At 73.3% G+C, this 15,686-nt stretch carries 17 protein-coding genes; 11 read left to right on the plus strand and 6 right to left on the minus strand.

Going from position 1 to position 15,686, the window contains the following annotated elements; genetic code table 11:
- The first annotated feature begins 36 nt into the window (after positions 1-36).
- Entirely contained in the window at positions 37-861 is an 825-nt protein-coding gene (locus tag ACI2LY_RS04685; protein ID WP_404705859.1) for a hypothetical protein, read from the plus strand.
- Positions 862-867: 6 nt separating this feature from the next.
- On the opposite strand, the gene ACI2LY_RS04690 is transcribed toward ACI2LY_RS04685, so the two are convergent.
- Positions 868-1,737: a Cof-type HAD-IIB family hydrolase gene (locus ACI2LY_RS04690; protein ID WP_404705860.1), complete on the minus strand. Its 870-nt coding sequence runs from the start codon at positions 1,735-1,737 to the stop codon at positions 868-870.
- 274 nt (positions 1,738-2,011) lie between these two features.
- Here ACI2LY_RS04690 and ACI2LY_RS04695 point away from each other — a divergent pair, with 274 nt between their 5' ends.
- Both ACI2LY_RS04695 and ACI2LY_RS04700 read left to right on the plus strand, forming a co-directional pair.
- Complete coding sequence (locus ACI2LY_RS04695) at positions 2,012-2,539, plus strand: NUDIX hydrolase family protein (RefSeq protein WP_384363073.1); 528 nt, start codon at positions 2,012-2,014, stop codon at positions 2,537-2,539.
- Positions 2,540-2,651: 112 nt separating this feature from the next.
- A complete protein-coding gene (locus tag ACI2LY_RS04700; protein WP_404705861.1) occupies positions 2,652-3,107 on the plus strand; it encodes a Crp/Fnr family transcriptional regulator in 456 nt (151 codons plus the stop codon).
- Between the two features lie 6 nt (positions 3,108-3,113).
- Here ACI2LY_RS04700 and ACI2LY_RS04705 read toward each other — a convergent pair whose 3' ends face one another.
- Entirely contained in the window at positions 3,114-3,803 is a 690-nt protein-coding gene (locus ACI2LY_RS04705) for a response regulator (protein WP_404705862.1), read from the minus strand.
- A 266-nt stretch (positions 3,804-4,069) separates the two neighbouring features.
- On the opposite strand from ACI2LY_RS04705, the gene ACI2LY_RS04710 reads away from it, so the two are divergent.
- The 4 genes from ACI2LY_RS04710 (at position 4,070) to ACI2LY_RS04725 (ending at position 9,180) form a co-directional block, all read left to right on the plus strand.
- Positions 4,070-4,993, plus strand: a complete 924-nt coding sequence (locus ACI2LY_RS04710) for a universal stress protein (RefSeq protein ID WP_404705863.1) — start codon at positions 4,070-4,072, stop codon at positions 4,991-4,993.
- A gap of 17 nt (positions 4,994-5,010) precedes the next feature.
- Entirely contained in the window at positions 5,011-5,868 is an 858-nt protein-coding gene (locus ACI2LY_RS04715) for a universal stress protein (RefSeq protein ID WP_404705864.1), read from the plus strand.
- Positions 5,869-6,283: 415 nt separating this feature from the next.
- Positions 6,284-7,351, plus strand: coding sequence for a zinc-dependent alcohol dehydrogenase family protein (locus ACI2LY_RS04720; RefSeq protein WP_404705865.1), 1,068 nt, complete (start codon positions 6,284-6,286; stop codon positions 7,349-7,351).
- An 89-nt stretch (positions 7,352-7,440) separates the two neighbouring features.
- Entirely contained in the window at positions 7,441-9,180 is a 1,740-nt protein-coding gene (locus ACI2LY_RS04725) for a GAF domain-containing protein (protein WP_404705866.1), read from the plus strand.
- Positions 9,181-9,186: 6 nt separating this feature from the next.
- On the opposite strand, the gene ACI2LY_RS04730 is transcribed toward ACI2LY_RS04725, so the two are convergent.
- Together ACI2LY_RS04730 and ACI2LY_RS04735 are read right to left on the minus strand one after the other, a co-directional pair.
- Positions 9,187-9,456 carry a hypothetical protein gene (locus tag ACI2LY_RS04730; protein ID WP_404705867.1) on the minus strand — a complete coding sequence of 90 codons (270 nt, stop codon included), beginning with the start codon at positions 9,454-9,456 and terminating at the stop codon, positions 9,187-9,189.
- Positions 9,457-9,623: 167 nt separating this feature from the next.
- Positions 9,624-10,088 (minus strand): hypothetical protein, encoded by a 465-nt coding sequence (locus ACI2LY_RS04735; RefSeq protein ID WP_404705868.1) that lies wholly within the window; start codon positions 10,086-10,088, stop codon positions 9,624-9,626.
- Positions 10,089-10,286: 198 nt separating this feature from the next.
- Between ACI2LY_RS04735 and ACI2LY_RS04740 the strand changes: the two genes are divergently transcribed.
- Complete coding sequence (locus tag ACI2LY_RS04740; protein ID WP_404705869.1) at positions 10,287-11,210, plus strand: LLM class F420-dependent oxidoreductase; 924 nt, start codon at positions 10,287-10,289, stop codon at positions 11,208-11,210.
- Positions 11,211-11,272: 62 nt separating this feature from the next.
- Positions 11,273-12,100, plus strand: coding sequence for a DUF1684 domain-containing protein (locus ACI2LY_RS04745; protein WP_404705870.1), 828 nt, complete (start codon positions 11,273-11,275; stop codon positions 12,098-12,100).
- A gap of 38 nt (positions 12,101-12,138) precedes the next feature.
- Here ACI2LY_RS04745 and ACI2LY_RS04750 read toward each other — a convergent pair whose 3' ends face one another.
- Positions 12,139-13,089 carry a 2-hydroxyacid dehydrogenase gene (locus tag ACI2LY_RS04750; RefSeq protein WP_404705871.1) on the minus strand — a complete coding sequence of 317 codons (951 nt, stop codon included), beginning with the start codon at positions 13,087-13,089 and terminating at the stop codon, positions 12,139-12,141.
- Between the two features lie 74 nt (positions 13,090-13,163).
- On the opposite strand from ACI2LY_RS04750, the gene ACI2LY_RS04755 reads away from it, so the two are divergent.
- Positions 13,164-14,492 carry an MFS transporter gene (locus ACI2LY_RS04755; protein ID WP_404705872.1) on the plus strand — a complete coding sequence of 443 codons (1,329 nt, stop codon included), beginning with the start codon at positions 13,164-13,166 and terminating at the stop codon, positions 14,490-14,492.
- 101 nt (positions 14,493-14,593) lie between these two features.
- Entirely contained in the window at positions 14,594-15,355 is a 762-nt protein-coding gene (locus tag ACI2LY_RS04760; RefSeq protein ID WP_404705873.1) for an IclR family transcriptional regulator, read from the plus strand.
- A gap of 22 nt (positions 15,356-15,377) precedes the next feature.
- Here the strand turns inward: ACI2LY_RS04760 and ACI2LY_RS04765 are convergent, their stop codons facing one another.
- Complete coding sequence (locus ACI2LY_RS04765) at positions 15,378-15,665, minus strand: hypothetical protein (RefSeq protein ID WP_393912025.1); 288 nt, start codon at positions 15,663-15,665, stop codon at positions 15,378-15,380.
- Positions 15,666-15,686 lie beyond the last annotated feature (21 nt).

The raw sequence follows: 15,686 nt of genomic DNA on the forward strand, positions 1-15,686 counted from the left end.
GAGCGTGCGGGCCGGAGGGCGCGGTAGCTTGCCGCCATGTGCATCTCAACCGGCGCGGCCGAGTTCTCCGGCACGATCGTGTACTGCGGACGGCGGCACCACCCCGAGCACGGCCTCATCCACGTCCTGGGCTACCAGAACACCGCCGTCAACCTGGCGGAGGGCCCGAACGCCATGCTGCTGCACCTGCCCACCGGGCGGCTCGGCCCCGGGCACTTCCTCTCCGCCGGCCGCACCGGCGACGTCCTGCTCCGCATGGTCGCCGCCGTCAAAACGGACGCTCCAGAAGCCGACGGCATCGCCTGGATGGGCGCGGAAGCGGAGCCCGTCCAGGTCTTCGACCACGACGTGTACACGGTGCTCTTGGCGAACGACCCCACCACGATCCCGGCCGCGCTGGAGCAGGTGCCGCCGCACCGGCGCCCCGCTCTCGATCTGGACCTGCTCCGGTTCTACGCCGACCACTTCCCGGACCACACCATCGCCGTCTGCTGCTTCGACAACGCCGACGCGCGCCGCGCCAAGCCCCTGCTGCTGTGGTACCCGCCCCTGGACCCCGACCGGCTGACCGTGCCCGCCCTGGACAGCCACACCGGCAAGGCGCCGGACCTCGACGCCCATGTGCCCGTGGACCACTGGGTCCTGCTCGCCACCGACCAGGCGCCGACCGGCTGGGGCACGCCCGTCGAGTACCCGGAGAACATGCGCCACCGCCTGCGCGCCTTCCTCCCCGACACCGTGGTGGGCCGCCACTACGGCGAGGGACAGCGGCTGCCCAACGGCGACTTCACCATCAGCCACGACGACCTGCTCACCGGCGACCTCGACCACGTCGAGCGGTCCCGACCGACCCGGCATTGACGGCCGTCACAAGCCCTGGAGGTCGATGCCGAGCATCCGCGCGACCGTCCGCGGCACGCCCTGGTCGTTGTTGGACGGGGCCAGGTGGCGGGCCCGCCGGATGACGTCCGGGTGGGCGTTGGCCATGGCGAAGGACCAGTCGGCGGCGTCGAGCATCTCGAGGTCGTTGAGGTAGTCGCCGAAGACCATGGTCTGGGCGGGGGTGATGCCCAGTTCGCGCTGGAGGCCGCGCAGGGCGGCGCCCTTGTTGGCGGTGCGGTTCATGACGTCCACCCAGTGCTCGCCGGACACCACCACCTGGTGGCTGTCGGCGAACGGCGCCAGGGCGGGGGCGGCGCCGGTCTCGGCGGAGCCGAAGTCGTACACCGCGACCTTGATGATCTCGTCGTCCACCGCGGTCACGTCCTCGACCACACGGTGCTCCACGTAGTACTTGCGCACCTCGGCGAGGAACGCCTCGTCGGTCCGCTCCACGTACGCGGCCCGCTTGCCGCAGACCACGGCGCCCGCGTCCACGCCCCGCGCGGCCAGGCCCCGTACGGTGCGGGCGAGGTCGGCGGCCGAGGCGGCGTCCAGCGGGTCGGAGCTGAGTTCCACCCCGTCGCGGACCACATAGGTGCCGTTCTCCGCTATGAACACCATGCCCTCGGCGACCTCGGCGAACTGCCGGGCCAGTGTGGCGTACTGGCGGCCGCTCGCGGGGCTGAACAGCACGCCCCGGCGCCGGAGTTCGGCGAGGAGCGGCCACAGGGTATCGGGCGGGCACTTGTCGTCGTCCAGCAGGGTGCCGTCCATGTCGGTGACGACGAGGCGGATGTCGGCGGGGCCGGTGGGCGGGCCGGGGACGTCGAGGAGGTGCGCGGGCGTCGCTGACATGTGCTGCTTCCGGTCGGTTCGCGGGACGTCTCCAGTGTTCCTCATGCCCCGAACATGCTTTCCCCTGGGCGGTGCGGCCAGGTCCGGGAGTCGTCCGGGGATGCCCGTTCGGTGCCCGTTCGCGTACCGTGCGCGATTTTCGGGACAGCGCGATAGCCGGACGGCACAATGACGGGACGACGTGATCAAGGGCGGCGCACGACCGCACGTATCCGAGCCCGCCCGCACCCGCGGCGGGTCCCCACCCGGAAAGTATGATCAAGCAATGTCTGACATGACCGAGACCACGCCCGGCTGGCTGACCACGGACGAGCTGGAGATGGCCAGGGCCCGGATGCCGATCCTGTACGTCGAGGCCGTGCCCGTGCGGGTGGACGACAGCGGCGAAGTCACCAGTATCGGACTGCTGTTGCGCATAGGACCGGACGGCACGGTCAGCCGCACCCTGGTCTCCGGCCGCGTCCTGCACCACGAGCGGGTGCGCGACGCGCTGCTGCGGCACCTGGAGAAGGACCTCGGACCGGTCGCCCTGCCCCGGGTCCCGGTCTCCACCCAGCCGTTCACGGTCGCGGAGTACTTCCCCACGGCCGGCGTCACCCCGTACCACGACCCGCGCCAGCACGCGGTGTCGCTGGCCTTCATCGTGCCGGTGGCCGGTGACTGCCGTCCCCGGCAGGACGCGCTGGACCTGGTCTGGTTCACCCCGCAGGAAGCGGCCTCCGCGGCGCTGCACGGCGAGATGCCGGGCGGCCACGGCGCCCTGCTGAAGCAAGCACTGGCACACGTGGGCATCGTCTTCTAGCGCGCGACCGGCCGGGGGCCGAAAGGTCCCCGGCCGGGGCCGGACGGCCCGTGGCGCACCGGGCGCGGGCGGTACGACCCTGGGGGCGGACGCCTCGAAGGGAGCCGGTGCGATGACCACGACCACCATGACCACGGCCCTGGAGCCGCCGCATCGCGCGCGGCTGATGGAGCTGGCCCGCGAGGTCTCCTTCCCGGCCGGCGCCCGCCTGTTCGAGGAGGGGCGGCGCGCCGACCGGTTCTGGATCGTGCGCACCGGCACCGTCTGCCTCGACCTCCATGTCCCCGGCCGCCGCCCGGCCGTCGTGGAGTCCCTCGGCCACGGTGAACTCGTCGGCTGGTCCTGGCACTTCACGCCCCGCGTGTGGCATCTGGGCGGCGAGGCGATGAGCCCGGTGCGGGCCTGGGAGTTCGACGCCGAGGCGGTCCGGGCGCGGTGCGCCGAGGACCCCGCGTTCGGGCGGGCGGTGGCCGTCTGGGTCGGCCGCGTGGTCGCCCACCGGCTGCACTCCTCCCGCGTCCGCCTGCTCGACCTGTACGCCCCGTACGGCAGCGGCGGTCTGCGGTGAGCGGGGTCAGCGCGGCTGTCGCGGGTCCAGCTGGGAGGCGAGTACCGCCGCCTGGACGCGGCGCTGGACGCCGAGCTTGGCGAGCAGGCGGGAGATGTGGTTCTTGACCGTCTTCTCGGAGAGGTAGAGCCGCTGGCCGATCTCCCGGTTGGTGAGGCCGTCGCCGATCAGGGCGAGGATCTCCCGCTCACGGGGCGACAGGCTCTCCAGCTCGGGCGGCAGCGGGGGCGTGGTACCGGCGGGGTCGGCGCGCAGCGAGCGCATCAGCCGGGCGGTGGTCGCGGGGTCCAGCATCGACTGCCCGGAGGCGACCGTACGCACCGCGGACACCAGGTCGGAGCCCTTGATCTGCTTGAGCACGTATCCGGCGGCCCCGGCCATGATGGCGTCGAGCAGGGCGTCCTCGTCGTCGAACGAGGTCAGCATCAGGCAGGCCAGACCGGGCACCCGGTCGCGCAGTTCCCGGCAGACGGTGATGCCGTCGCCGTCCGGCAGGCGTACGTCGAGCACGGCGACATGCGGGCGCAGGGCGGGCCCGCGGGCGACGGCGTGCGCGGCGGTGTCCGCCTCGCCGACCACGGCGATGTCCGGTTCGGCGTCCAGGAGGTCGGCGAGGCCCCGGCGGACGACCTCGTGGTCGTCCAGCAGGAAGACCCGGACCGGGTCCTGCTCCGTGAAGGTGCGTGTCTCGGGCATGACGGCCTTCCGTTCTCCTGAGCCTCGATCCCGTGGGCCGATCGGCTCATGGGAGGGCCTACCAGCACGATCATCGCCTGTCGGCCAGACTCGGACTAGGGCCGACCGGACCTGCTCGACGCTTGGCCGGGTTCCCCGTATGCCGCCGCTTCCGAGGCCGGTCGGTCCCCCGGAGGGACCTGTGGCCGTGGCCCGGGCGGCCCGTTGCGGTCAGGCTGGTGGGTGGGGCTCCTTCGGCCCCCGGAAGAGCCAGGGAGGTGTGGACGATGCCCCGGACCGTGACCGTAGGACTGGACGGCTCCGCCGAGAGCCGGGCCGCCGCCGAGTGGGCGGCGCGCGAGGCGGTGCTGCGCGGGCTGCCGCTGCGGCTCGTCCAGGTGTGGGAGCCGCTGCCCGACCCGCTGGCGCAGGCCCCGCTGCTCGGCGCCGAGGCCGAGCAGGAGTGGACCGAGCGGGCGCCGAGCGAGAGTGCGGCGGGGCTCCGGCTGCGTCACCCCGGCCTGGAGGTGAGCACCGAGCAGCGCACCGGCGACCCGGTGGACGAACTGTGCGAGGCCGCCGGTACGTCCGAACTGCTGGCGCTCGGCTCACGCGGCCTGGGCGGCCTCCACGGGTTCCTCGTCGGCTCGGTCGGCATGGCGGTCGTCGGCCATGCCGGATGCCCGGTGGTGATGGTCAGGGCGGGTGAGCAGGCCGCCGACGAGCACCTGGCGGACCCGGCGGGCATCCCGTCGGCCGCGACACCGTTCCGGCCGGTCGTGCTGGGCCTGGACATCACCGCGCCGAACGCTTCCCTGCTGGACTTCGCCTTCGGCACCGCCGCGCTGCGCGGTGCCCCGCTGCGGGTGGTGTACGCCTGGGTGCCGCAGCCCCCGCCCTCGTACACCCCCGGCTACGCCTACGAGGCGGAGACACCGCCCGTCACCGAGGAGGCGCTGGAACCACGGAACGCGTTCATGCTCGGCAGGGCGCTGGAACCCTGGCGGAAGTCGTTCCCGGACGTCGACGTGGCCGAGGCGGCCGTCGAGGGCAGCGCCGGATCGGTGCTGGTGGACGCCTCCCGCGACGCCAGCCTGGTCGTGGTCGGCCGCCGGGTGCGCAAGGCCCGGCTCGGCGCCCACCTCGGGCATGTCGCGCACGCCGTGCTGCACCACTCCCCCGCCCCCGTCGCCGTCGTCCCGCACAGCTGACCGAAGTGGAGAACCCGATGGACGAGCCGATCGTGGTCGGCGTGGACGGTTCCGCGCCCAGCCTGCGCGCCGTGGACTGGGGCGCGGAGGAGGCGGCCCTGCGCGGGGCGCCGCTGCGCCTGGTGTACGCCTCGCTCTGGGAGCGCTACGAGGGTGAGCTGATCGCCCAGGAACTGAACCGTCCCGTGGAGGAGGTCATGGCCCGCGACGTGGTCGGCACCGCCGAGGCGCGGGCCCGGTCGCGCCGCCCCGGTGTGGAGGTCACCACCGATGTGCTGCCCGGCGAACCGGAGTACGCGCTCGTCCGGGAGAGCCGTACCGCCCGCGCGGTGGTGGTCGGCAGCCGGGGGCGCGGCGGGGTCGCCGAGGCGCTGCTCGGTTCGGTCAGCCTGACGGTCGCCGGGCACGCGCACTGCCCGGTGTTCGTGCTGCGCGACGGCCCCGAGGAGGAGGAAGGCGGGGGTTCCCCGCGGATCGTGCTGGCGGTCGGGGACAAGCCCCGCGACGCGGCCGCCGCCCGGTTCGCGGCCCAGGAGGCCGAGCTGCGCGGGCTGCCGCTGGAGGCGGTACGCGCCTGGCGGCGGCCCTCGGGCCCCTTCACCGGCCACGACGCGGCCGAGACCGACCCGGAGGAGGCCGCGCGGGAGGCGGCGGCCGAGGCGCTGCGGGAGGTGCCGGAGGGGGTGGTGACGGTGGTCCGTACCCCGGAGGGGCACACCCGTGACGCCGTGGCCGAGGCGGCGCGCGGCGCCACTCTTCTCGTGGTCGGGGCGCACCCCCGGCATGGCGGGTTCGGTCTGCAGCTGGGTCGGGTGGCTCATGGCCTGCTGCACCGTGCGCCCTGTCCGGTGGCGGTGGTCCCGGAACCGGCGTAGGGGGGACGGGGGTGGGCGCGGCTCGGCGGACCGGGTCGGTGGGGTTCTCGGCCGTGGGCCGAGCGGTACGTGTGTGGATTCGCGCTGTGTGGGGTCGCAATATGTGGCGTCGCACTGTGTAGGGCCGCGCTATGTGGGGTTGCACTGTGTGGGGCCGCACCGTGTGGGCCCGCACAGTGTGGGGCCGCGCTATGTGGGGTCTCCCCATGTGGGGTCGCCCTGTGTGCTGTCGCCCTACGTAGGCCCGCACCGACCCCGTCCCGGGTACCCGTACGCCCCGCCGCGTCGCGCATGGCCCGGGCGGCCCATGCGCGCTAGGGCCAGGACGGCGAAGCTGGAGACAGGGGCCGGTTCCTGGCCGTGACGGCAGGCGCGGGGTCAGCAGCGGGCCGGCCGACGAGGTGAGGAGCGCGCCATGAAGGGCTTCGTCTTTCACGGACCGGGCCAGGCGTCCTGGGAGGACGTCCCGGACCCCGCGGTCAAGGAGCCGACCGACGCGATCGTGAAGGTCGGCATGGTGTCCATCTGCGGGACCGACCTGCACATCCTCAAGGGCGACGTGCCCGAGGTGCCGCCCGGCACGGTGCTCGGTCACGAGGCGGTCGGCGAGGTCGTGGACGTGGGCAGCGATGTGCGCACGGTCCGGCCGGGCGACCGGGTGCTGGTCTCCTGCATCACGTCGTGCGGCCGGTGCCGCTTCTGCCGGGAGGGCCGGTACGGGCAGTGCCTGGGCGGGGGCGGCTGGATACTCGGGCATCTCGTGGACGGCACCCAGGCCGAGTACGTCCGGGTCCCGTTCGCCGACCTGTCCGTGCACCCGCTGCCCGCCGCCGTGCCGAGCGAGGTCGCGGTGCTGCTGGCGGACATCTTCCCCACCGCGTACGAGGTGGGGGTGCTCAACGGGGAGGTCCGGGCGGGCGACACGGTGGTGATCGTGGGGGCCGGGCCGATCGGGCTGGCGGCCGTCGTCGCGGCGCGGCTGTACGCGCCCGAGCGGATCATGGTGGTGGACCTGGCCAGGACCCGGTTGCAGGCGGCCCGGCGGCTCGGCGCGGACGTGGTCGCCCTCGCCGGTGAGGACCCCCGGCTGCTGGTGGACGATCTCACCGGCGGCCTCGGCGCGGACGTGGCCGTGGAGGCGGTCGGCTTGCCGGAGAGCTTCGAGCTGTGCACCCGTGTGGTGCGGCCCTGTGGGCACGTGGCCAACGTCGGCGTCCACGGCTCCGCGGCGATGCTGCACCTGGAGGACCTGTGGATCAGGGACGTCACCATCACGACGGGCCTGGTGGACACGTACTCCACCCCGACCCTGCTGCGGATGGCGGCGGCGGGCCGACTGCCGACCGCGGAACTGGTCACCCACACCTTCCCGCTGAACCACATGGAGGAGGCGTACGAGGTGTTCGCCCACGCCGCCGAGACGGGTGCCCTGAAGGTGGTGCTGGGCGCGGACCGGCACGAGGTGGCCATCCCGATGCCATGACCCCCGTACCGACGGGGCCGGACCGATACGGTGGAGTCGACGACCCACCGGTGCCGACTTCGCGCGCCGAGCCGACGTGGAGGACCGTGGTGGCAACCCCCAGACAGCCACGCGAGCCACGAGAGCCACGCGTACTGCTGCCGCAACTGAAGCTGGACGAGCTGCTGGAGGAGTTGCAGGCCAGGATCGACGCGGCCCGCGGCACTCGGGACCGGGTGCACAGCCTGCTGGAGGCGGTGCTGAGCGTCGGCCGGGAACTGGACCTGGAGCAGGCGCTGCACTCGATCGTGGAGGCCGCGGCCGCCCTGGTCGACGCCGAGTACGCGGCGCTCGGCGTGATCGGGCCCGACGGCCGCACCCTGTCGGCGTTCCACACGGTCGGCGTCTCCGACGAGAAGATCACCGAGATCGGCCCGTACCCGCAGGGTCACGGCATCCTCGGCGAGCTGATCCGGCACCCGGAGCCGCTGCGTCTGTCGAAGATCTCCGAGCACGCGGCGTCGTACGGCTTCCCGCCCAACCATCCGCCGATGCGGAGCTTCCTCGGGGTGCCGATCCGGGTGCGGGGGCAGGTGTTCGGGAATCTGTACCTGACCGAGAAGCGCGGTGGCCTGGAGTTCGACGAGGAGGACGAGTCGGTCCTGTCGACGCTGGCGGTCGCGGCCGGGGTGGCCATCGACAACGCCCGCCTGTACGAGGACTCGCGGCTGCGGGAGCGCTGGCTGCTGGCGAACGCGGAGATCACGCACCGGCTGATGCCGGGCAGCGAGCGCTCGGAGGCGCTGGACCTGATCGCCGAGCGGGCCCGCGACATCACCGGGTCGGCGCTGGCGGAAGTGGCCATGCCGACGGCGGACACCCCGTCGCTGACCGTGGAGATCGCGGTGGGCGAGGGCGCCGACGCGCACCGGGGGCTGGTGCTGCCGCTGCACGAGGGGCTGATGGGGCTGGCGTACTCCACGGCCGCTCCGGTCACCAGCGACGACATCACCCGCGACGACCGGATCACCGCCGAGCCGCCCCGGTTCCTCGGGCTCGGACCAGCGGTGGCGGTGCCGATCGGCACCGGTGAGGTGGGCGCGCGGGGTGTGGTGCTGCTGGTTCGGAAGGCGGGTCGGCCGGTGTTCTCGGACAAGGAGACGGAGATGCTCCAGGGGTTCGCCGCGCAGGCGGCCATCGCCATGGAGCTGGCCGAACGCCGTCAGGACGCACAGCAGTTGGCCCTGCTGGAGGACCGTGACCGGATCGCACGCGATCTGCACGACCTGGCGATCCAGCGGCTGTTCGCCACGGGGATGACGCTGCAGAGCGCGGGCCGTTTCATCGAGCATCCCAAGGCGGCCGACCGGGTGCTGCGGGCGGTGGACGACCTGGACGAGACCATCAAGATCATCCGGTCGACCATCTTCGGACTGCGGGCCCGTGAGGGCGGTGCGGGCAGCGGGCTGCGCGCGCGGGTCGTCCGGGTGGCCGGTGAGGCGGCGCCGGTGCTGGGCTTCGCGCCCGGGGTGCGCATGGAGGGGCTGATCGACACCGAGGTGCCGCAGCGGATCGCCGACCATGTGGTGGCCGTACTGTCGGAGGCGCTGACCAATGTGGCCCGGCATGCCCATGCGCACGCGGTCGAGGTGGTGTTGACGACCGACGGCCGCGAGGTGGTGCTGCGGGTGGCGGACGACGGGGTGGGCATCCCGTCCGGCGGGCGGCGCAGCGGACTGCGCAACATGGCCGAACGTGCCGAACAGCTCGGCGGTCGGCTGGAGTTGGGCGGCACGGAGAGCGGTGGAGCGGTGCTGGTGTGGACGGTGCCGCTGCCCGCGGAGGCGTAGCGCCGGTCAGGTGCGCCAGAGGGTGGCCGCGGCGGCGGCGAGGGTGACCAGAGCCGAGAAGGCCACCATCACGGTTCTGAGGCTGCCCGGCCAGCGCGCCCCGCGCTGCCGACGTGGGGGTTCGGGGGGCCGGTCGGCCGGCCGCAGGAGCAGCAGGCACCAGGGGCACTCGTCGTCGGGCGGGTGCGGCGGCAGCCAGTGGATCTCGCCGCGCGGGGGCGGGCGGCGGTTGTCGCGCGCGTCTCTGTCGTCCCCGTCGTCCCGATCGTCTCTCATGTCACTCCGTGAGCGCGGTGGCCACCGCGTCATCGTTGCGAAACCTTGGGCCTTTGCCTCACCTAACAGCTAGGCCCTGGGGAGAGGTTGCGGGTCATGCCTGCCGCACGGCCGTTCTGCACATGCGCGAGCGATGGGTCATGGCTTCCACGGGACGCCGGAGGGGGTCAGCGGCGGCAGTCGCCCGCCACCACCCCGTAGGTGACGGCGCCGAAGACCAGGTGGGGCACCACGTCCGACACCCAGTCCTTCGCGGACCAGGTCCTGGGGTCGGTGACGCCCAGCTGGGTCATGGACGCGTCCGTGGCCGCCATGGCGAGCACGCCCGTCACCAGGCTCCCCGCCCACCACGGCAGCCGGACGCCGACGCGGTGCGCCAGGGAGACGACCACACCGGTGGCGACACCGACGCCGATGCCACTGAGCGCGCCGAGCCCGGAAAGCCGGTTCTCCCGCGTGTCGCCGGTGCCCCCGACGTGGAGCCCCACGTCCTCGGCGAGCTTGTCGGCGGCCTGGGCGGGCACGTCACTGGCGCCCCTGCCCCGCAGGGCCATGTCGGCATAGGTGGCGGCGTCGAGGGCGGTGGTACCGGCGGCGCCCGCCGCCGCACCGCGCAGAATGCTACGAATCATGCGCCCCCGAGTTCCCGGAACGCCGCCCGCGAACCACGAGGGACCGCCGTACGGGTGAGTGGTCTACACACATGGGGTATCCACACACGGGATCTCCGCACACCAAGGTCTCCGCACTATGGGGTCTCCACACACCCGCAAAGAACCTGTCACACAAGAACCGGAATGCGGCCTCGGGCGATGGCCGTTCTGTAGGACATGACTGTGGGAGCAGTGCTCAACACGCCCGGCGCCGTGAACCAGGTCGACGCCTCCGTCCTCCAAGCCCGCGAGGCCGCCGCAGCGGGACTGCGGTCCGTCTGGTTCGGCCAGACCTTCGGCGCGGACTCGCCCCAGCTCGCCGCGCTCGTCGGCCGCGAGGTGCCCGGTCTCCAGGTGGGCACCTCCGCGATCCCGGTGTTCGGCCGCCACCCCCTGCTCGTCTCCAGCCAGGCCCAGACCGCCCAGGCGGCCACGCACGGCCGCTACCACCTCGGTCTGGCCCTGGGCACCAAGCTGCTGACCGAGGGCGGGTTCGGGCTGCCCTTCGAGCGTCCCATCGCCCGGCTGCGCGAGTTCCTCACCGCGCTGCACCAGCTGACCGAGACCGGGAACGCCGACTTCCACGGCGAACTGCTCACCGCGGTCACCCCGATCCCGGCACGGGTACCGGGTGCCGAGGACGGGGTACCCGTACTGGTCGCCGCGATGGGCCCGCAGGCGCTCAAGGTCAGCGGCGAACTGGCCGACGGCATCCTGCCGTACCTCGCCGGACCCCGGGCGCTGGAGCGGGACATCGTCCCGGCGGTCACCGCGGCGGCCGAGGCGGCGGGGCGGCCCGCGCCCCGGATCGTCGCCCTGGTGCCGGGCGTGGTCACCGACGACGCGGACGCCGTACGGGAGAAGGCGACCGAACAGCTCGCGTTCTACGAGCAGATCCCGTCCTACGCCCGCGTCATCGAACGCTCCGGCGCCCGCCGGGCGTCGGACGTGGCCGTGATCGGCGACGAGCGGACGGTCGCCGCCGAGGTGCGCCGCTACCGGGACGCGGGGGCCACGGAGGTGGTCTTCGCGGGCACCGAGATCGCCGGTGACGAGGCCCGGCTGCGCACCTGGGCCCTCCTCGGCGAACTGGCGGAATGAGCCGTCCCCCCGCACCCCCCGTAGGCACGACACACCCTCGTAGACACGACGAAGGAGCACCGATGACCACCCACGCCCCCGCAGCCGACCTCCACGCCTTCACCGAGTCCTGGCTCGACTGGTACCGCGCGCACGAGGAACGTCTCGCCGACCCGCACGGCTTCCTCGCGGTCACCAGCCTGAACTGGCTGGACGAGCACCCCCGGCGCTTCCCCGACGCCCCCGGCACCTGGCACACCGGCCCCGACGGCGTCACCGTGACCCTGGACGACGACGAGGAGCTGACCGTGGCCGGGGAACCGGTGCGCGGGGAGCACCACTTCGGCGTCCTCCCGGAGCGCGGCGGCGTGGAGGCGGTGTGGGGAGACGCCGTGATCGAGGTGGCCAGGCGTGGCGGCCACGACATCGTCCGTCCCCGGCACCCGGACGCCCCGCTGCGCACCGCCTTCGCCGGGACGCCCGCCTACGCGCCCGACCCGCGCTGGGTGGTGACGGGCCGCTACGAACCCTTCCCCGAGCCCCGCCCCACCACCGTTGGCGCCGCCGTGGAGGGTCTTGAGCACGTGTACGACGCGCCCGGCCGGATCACGTTCGAGCTGGAGGGTCGCACACTGTCCCTGACCGCCTTCCCCGGCAGCGCACCCGGCACCCTGACGGTGTTGTTCACCGACGAGACCTCCGGCCGCACCACGTACGCCGCGAACCGGGTCCTCTCCCTGGCGCCGCCCGCCGCCGACGGCACGGTGGTGCTCGACTTCAACCGGGCGGCGAACCTGCCCTGCGCCTACACCGACCTGGCCACCTGCCCACTGCCCCCGGCGGAGAACCGGCTGCCGGTGGCGGTGGAGACGGGACTGAAGATCCCGCGCGAGCGGGGCGGCGACGCCTGACGGAACATCAAGAGCCTTTGCAGTAAGAGCTCTTGACCTCAGTCGCGCGGGAAGAGGTGATGAAGCGGCTCTCCCGCCGCGAACCGGCGTACCTGCTCGACGATGAGACGTTCCGCACGGGGCCGGAACGCGGCCGAGCCGCCCGCGACATGCGGGGTGAGGAGCACGCCGGGGGCGTGTCGCAGGGGGTGTTCGGCGGGCAGCGGCTCGGGGTCGGTGACGTCCAGGGCCGCCCGCAGCCTGCCGGACCGGGTCTCGGCGAGCAGGGACGCGGTGTCCAGCGTGCGGCCGCGCCCGACGTTGACGACCAGTGCGCCGTCGGGCAGCGCGGCCAGCTCCGCCGCGCCGAACATGCCGACGGTGTCCGGGTTCTCGGGCAGCACGAGCACGACGATGTCCGTGTCCGGCAGCAGCGCGGGCAGGTCGGCCACGGCGTGGACGCCCTCCTCGGGCCGGGCGCGCCGCGCGACCCGGACGACCTCCGCCTCACAGGCGAGCAGCCGCCGTTCCAGCGCCGCGCCGATGGAGCCGTAACCGACGATCGTGACGCGGGCGTCGGCCAGGGAGCGGGTGAAGTGGGGCTCCCAGCGCCCGGCGGTCTGGTCGGCGACCCACTGCGGGAGGTCGCGCTGGGCGGCGAGGATCAGCCCGAGGGCGTGTTCGGCGGTGGAGGCGTCGTGCAGGCCGCGCCCGTTGTGCAGGGTGACCCCGGCGGGCAGGTACGGGACGAGCTTCTCGACCCCGGCGCTGAGCGACTGCACCGCGCGCAGGTTCGGCAGCTTGGGCAGCAGGTCGACGGCGTCCGGCACGGCATAGGGCATCACCCACAGGCCGACGCGCGCGAGCACGTCGTCGGCGGGTTCGGTGCCGGGGGTGGTGCCGTCCCACATGTGGACATCCACACCTTCGGGCCAGGGGCCATGGTGGCGGTCCAGCTCGGGCCAGGGCAGCAGGACGCCGGTGGCGGTGTGGTGCAGATCTCTGGTCATCGGACCCTCCGTCTCGTACCGTGCTTTCCGTCCAGTGAAACATTTTCCACCACACGGAAAACAGGGGGTCCGGGATGACAGCGACGTCACCCGCCACCGACACCGCAGCGGCGGCACCTGCGCAGACAGGCTTCTGGCGGTCCTCCCGCGCCCGGTATCTGATGCCGGTCGCGTTCGTCACCTACTCGCTCGCCTATCTCGACAAGTCCAACTACGCGATCGCCTCCGCCGGGGGCATGGCCGAGGACCTCAAACTGTCGGCGGGGGCGGACTCCCTGATCGCCGCGTCGTTCTTCCTCGGCTACTTCTTCTTCCAGATTCCCGGCACGATCTACGCCGAACAGCGCAGCGCCCGCCGCCTGGTGGCCTGGTCGACCGTGGCCTGGGGACTGCTCGCCGTCCTGCAGGGCATGCTCAGCAGCCCGGCCCAGCTGATCGCGGTGCGCTTCGCGCTGGGCGTGGTCGAGGGCGCGGTGCTGCCGTCGATGGTGATGCTGCTCGGCCGCTGGTTCACGCGCGGCGAGCGCGGCCGCGCCAACACCCTCCTCATCCTGGGCAACCCGGTCACGGTGATGTGGCTGTCGGCGGTCTCCGGCTGGCTGGTGTCGGTCTCGGACTGGCGGGTGATGTTCATCGCCGAGGGCGTGCCGTCGGTGCTGTGGGGCGTGTGCTGCCTCTGGCTCATCAAGGACCGCCCGGAGCAGGCCCGTAACCTCCCCGAGCCCGAACTCGCCCTTCTCCGAGCCGACTTGGCGGCGGAACAGGCGGCCGCACCGCCGGTGACCGGCACCCTGCGCGAGCGGTACGGCCGGGTACTGCGCTCCCCCGCCGTGCTCACCATGGCCGCGCAGTATTTCTTCTGGTCGTTCGGCATGTACGGCTTCGTCTTCTGGCTCCCGGCCATCATCAAGAAGGGCTCCGGGGAGGGCATCGGCGCCACCGGCCTGCTCACCGCGATCCCGTACGCCTGCGCGGCCGTGGCCATGCTGGTCAACTCCCGTATCTCCGACCGCAGTGGGCGCCGACGGGTGGCCGTGTGGCCGTGGCTGGCCTGCGGCGGACTCGCCCTGCTCGGCTCGTACGCGGCCGGAGACGACTTCCCGCTCGCGCTCACCCTGCTGGTGGTGGCGGGCGTGTGCCTGTACGCCCCGTACGGCCCGTACTTCGCCCTGGTCACCACCCTCGCCCCGCCGGGAATCGCGGGCGCGGCCGTCGCGCTGGTCAACTCCTTCGGCGCGCTCGGCTCGTTCGCCGGGACCTACCTGGTCGGCTGGGTGCGCGGCACCGAGCTGGGCGACGCGGGCGCGTTCGGCCTGATGGCCGTGTGCACCCTGATCGCCGCCGCCCTGACCCTCGCGGCGCCCGAGCCCGCGAAGAGCGCCGGCCCGGTCCCGGTACGGTGACCGTCGAAGCGGCGGCCGCCCCGGCACACGTACGGACGGCCGCCGCACCCCATCCCCACCCCGGCCACGACAGCGGCAGTGAACGACGAAAGGCGCGCACGGTGACCACACCATCCGGCGACGACATGCTGGGCCGGGGGCTGCGCCTGCTCACCGTGCTGGCCGAGCACCCCGCCGGTCTCGGCGTCAGCGCCGCCGCTCGCGCCGCGAAACTGCCCGTGAGCAGCGCCCACCGCATCCTCGGCCGCCTGGTCGAGGAACGGTTCGCCACCTACGACGCGGAGGCCCGGCGGTACGCGCTGGGCTCCCGGGTGCTGGAACTGTCCCGCGGCTTCCAGCGCTCCCCCGCGGGCTACTCCGCCGCGGCCGCGCCGATGCGCGGACTCGGCGCGCGCACCGGCCTGCCCGTGATCGCGGGCATCCTCAACGACAGCGAGGTGCTGCTCGTCCTCTCCGTGCAGGGCACCCAGCATCTCCAACTGCGCAACGCCGAGGGCACCCGCAACCCCTGGCACGCCACCTCGCTGGGCAAGGCGCTGGCCGCCTGGCTGCCGGAGGAGGAACGCGAACGCCTGCTCGCCGACCCCCTCCCGGCGGTGACCCCCCGCACGATCACCGATCCCGCCCTGCTCCGCGCGGAGTTGGCCTTGGTGCGGGAGCGGGGCTGGGCGGAGGTCGACGAGGAGAACGAGATCGGCGTCCGCTCGATCGCGGTGGCACTGCCCGACACACCAGAGGGCACCCCGCCGCTCGCACTGTCCCTCGCCGCGACGGTCATCCTGACGGACGCCGACCAACTCCGCGCACACGCGCCCGCGTTGCGGGAGTGCGCGGAGGAAGTCGCGGCGCGGATGTCGCCGTAGGCCCGTCAGGACTCGGTCGGCGCTAGCAGAACCAGCCGTCCTGGACCCAGCCCCGGCGGTTGATGTCGCCGTAGGCGAAGCCGTACGCCCAGCCGGACTGCTTGCTCTCCACGAGGAACGTCTGTCCCTTGCTGAGCGTGCCCATCCAGGCGCCCAGGGGCTCGGTCCGCACGAAGAGATCCTGCGCGCAGACGGTCTCGCGGGTGCCGACGGTGCCGTTGGCGGCCTGCGCGGGGCCGGAACCCAGCAGCAGGACGGCGCCGATGGCGGCCGCGAGCGCCGCGAAGCGGACGGTACGGGGTGCGGACATGCCCTTGCCTCCCAGATCCCG

This window comes from Streptomyces sp. NPDC002176 (assembly GCF_044903645.1).
Taxonomy (GTDB): Bacteria; Actinomycetota; Actinomycetes; order Streptomycetales; family Streptomycetaceae; genus Streptomyces.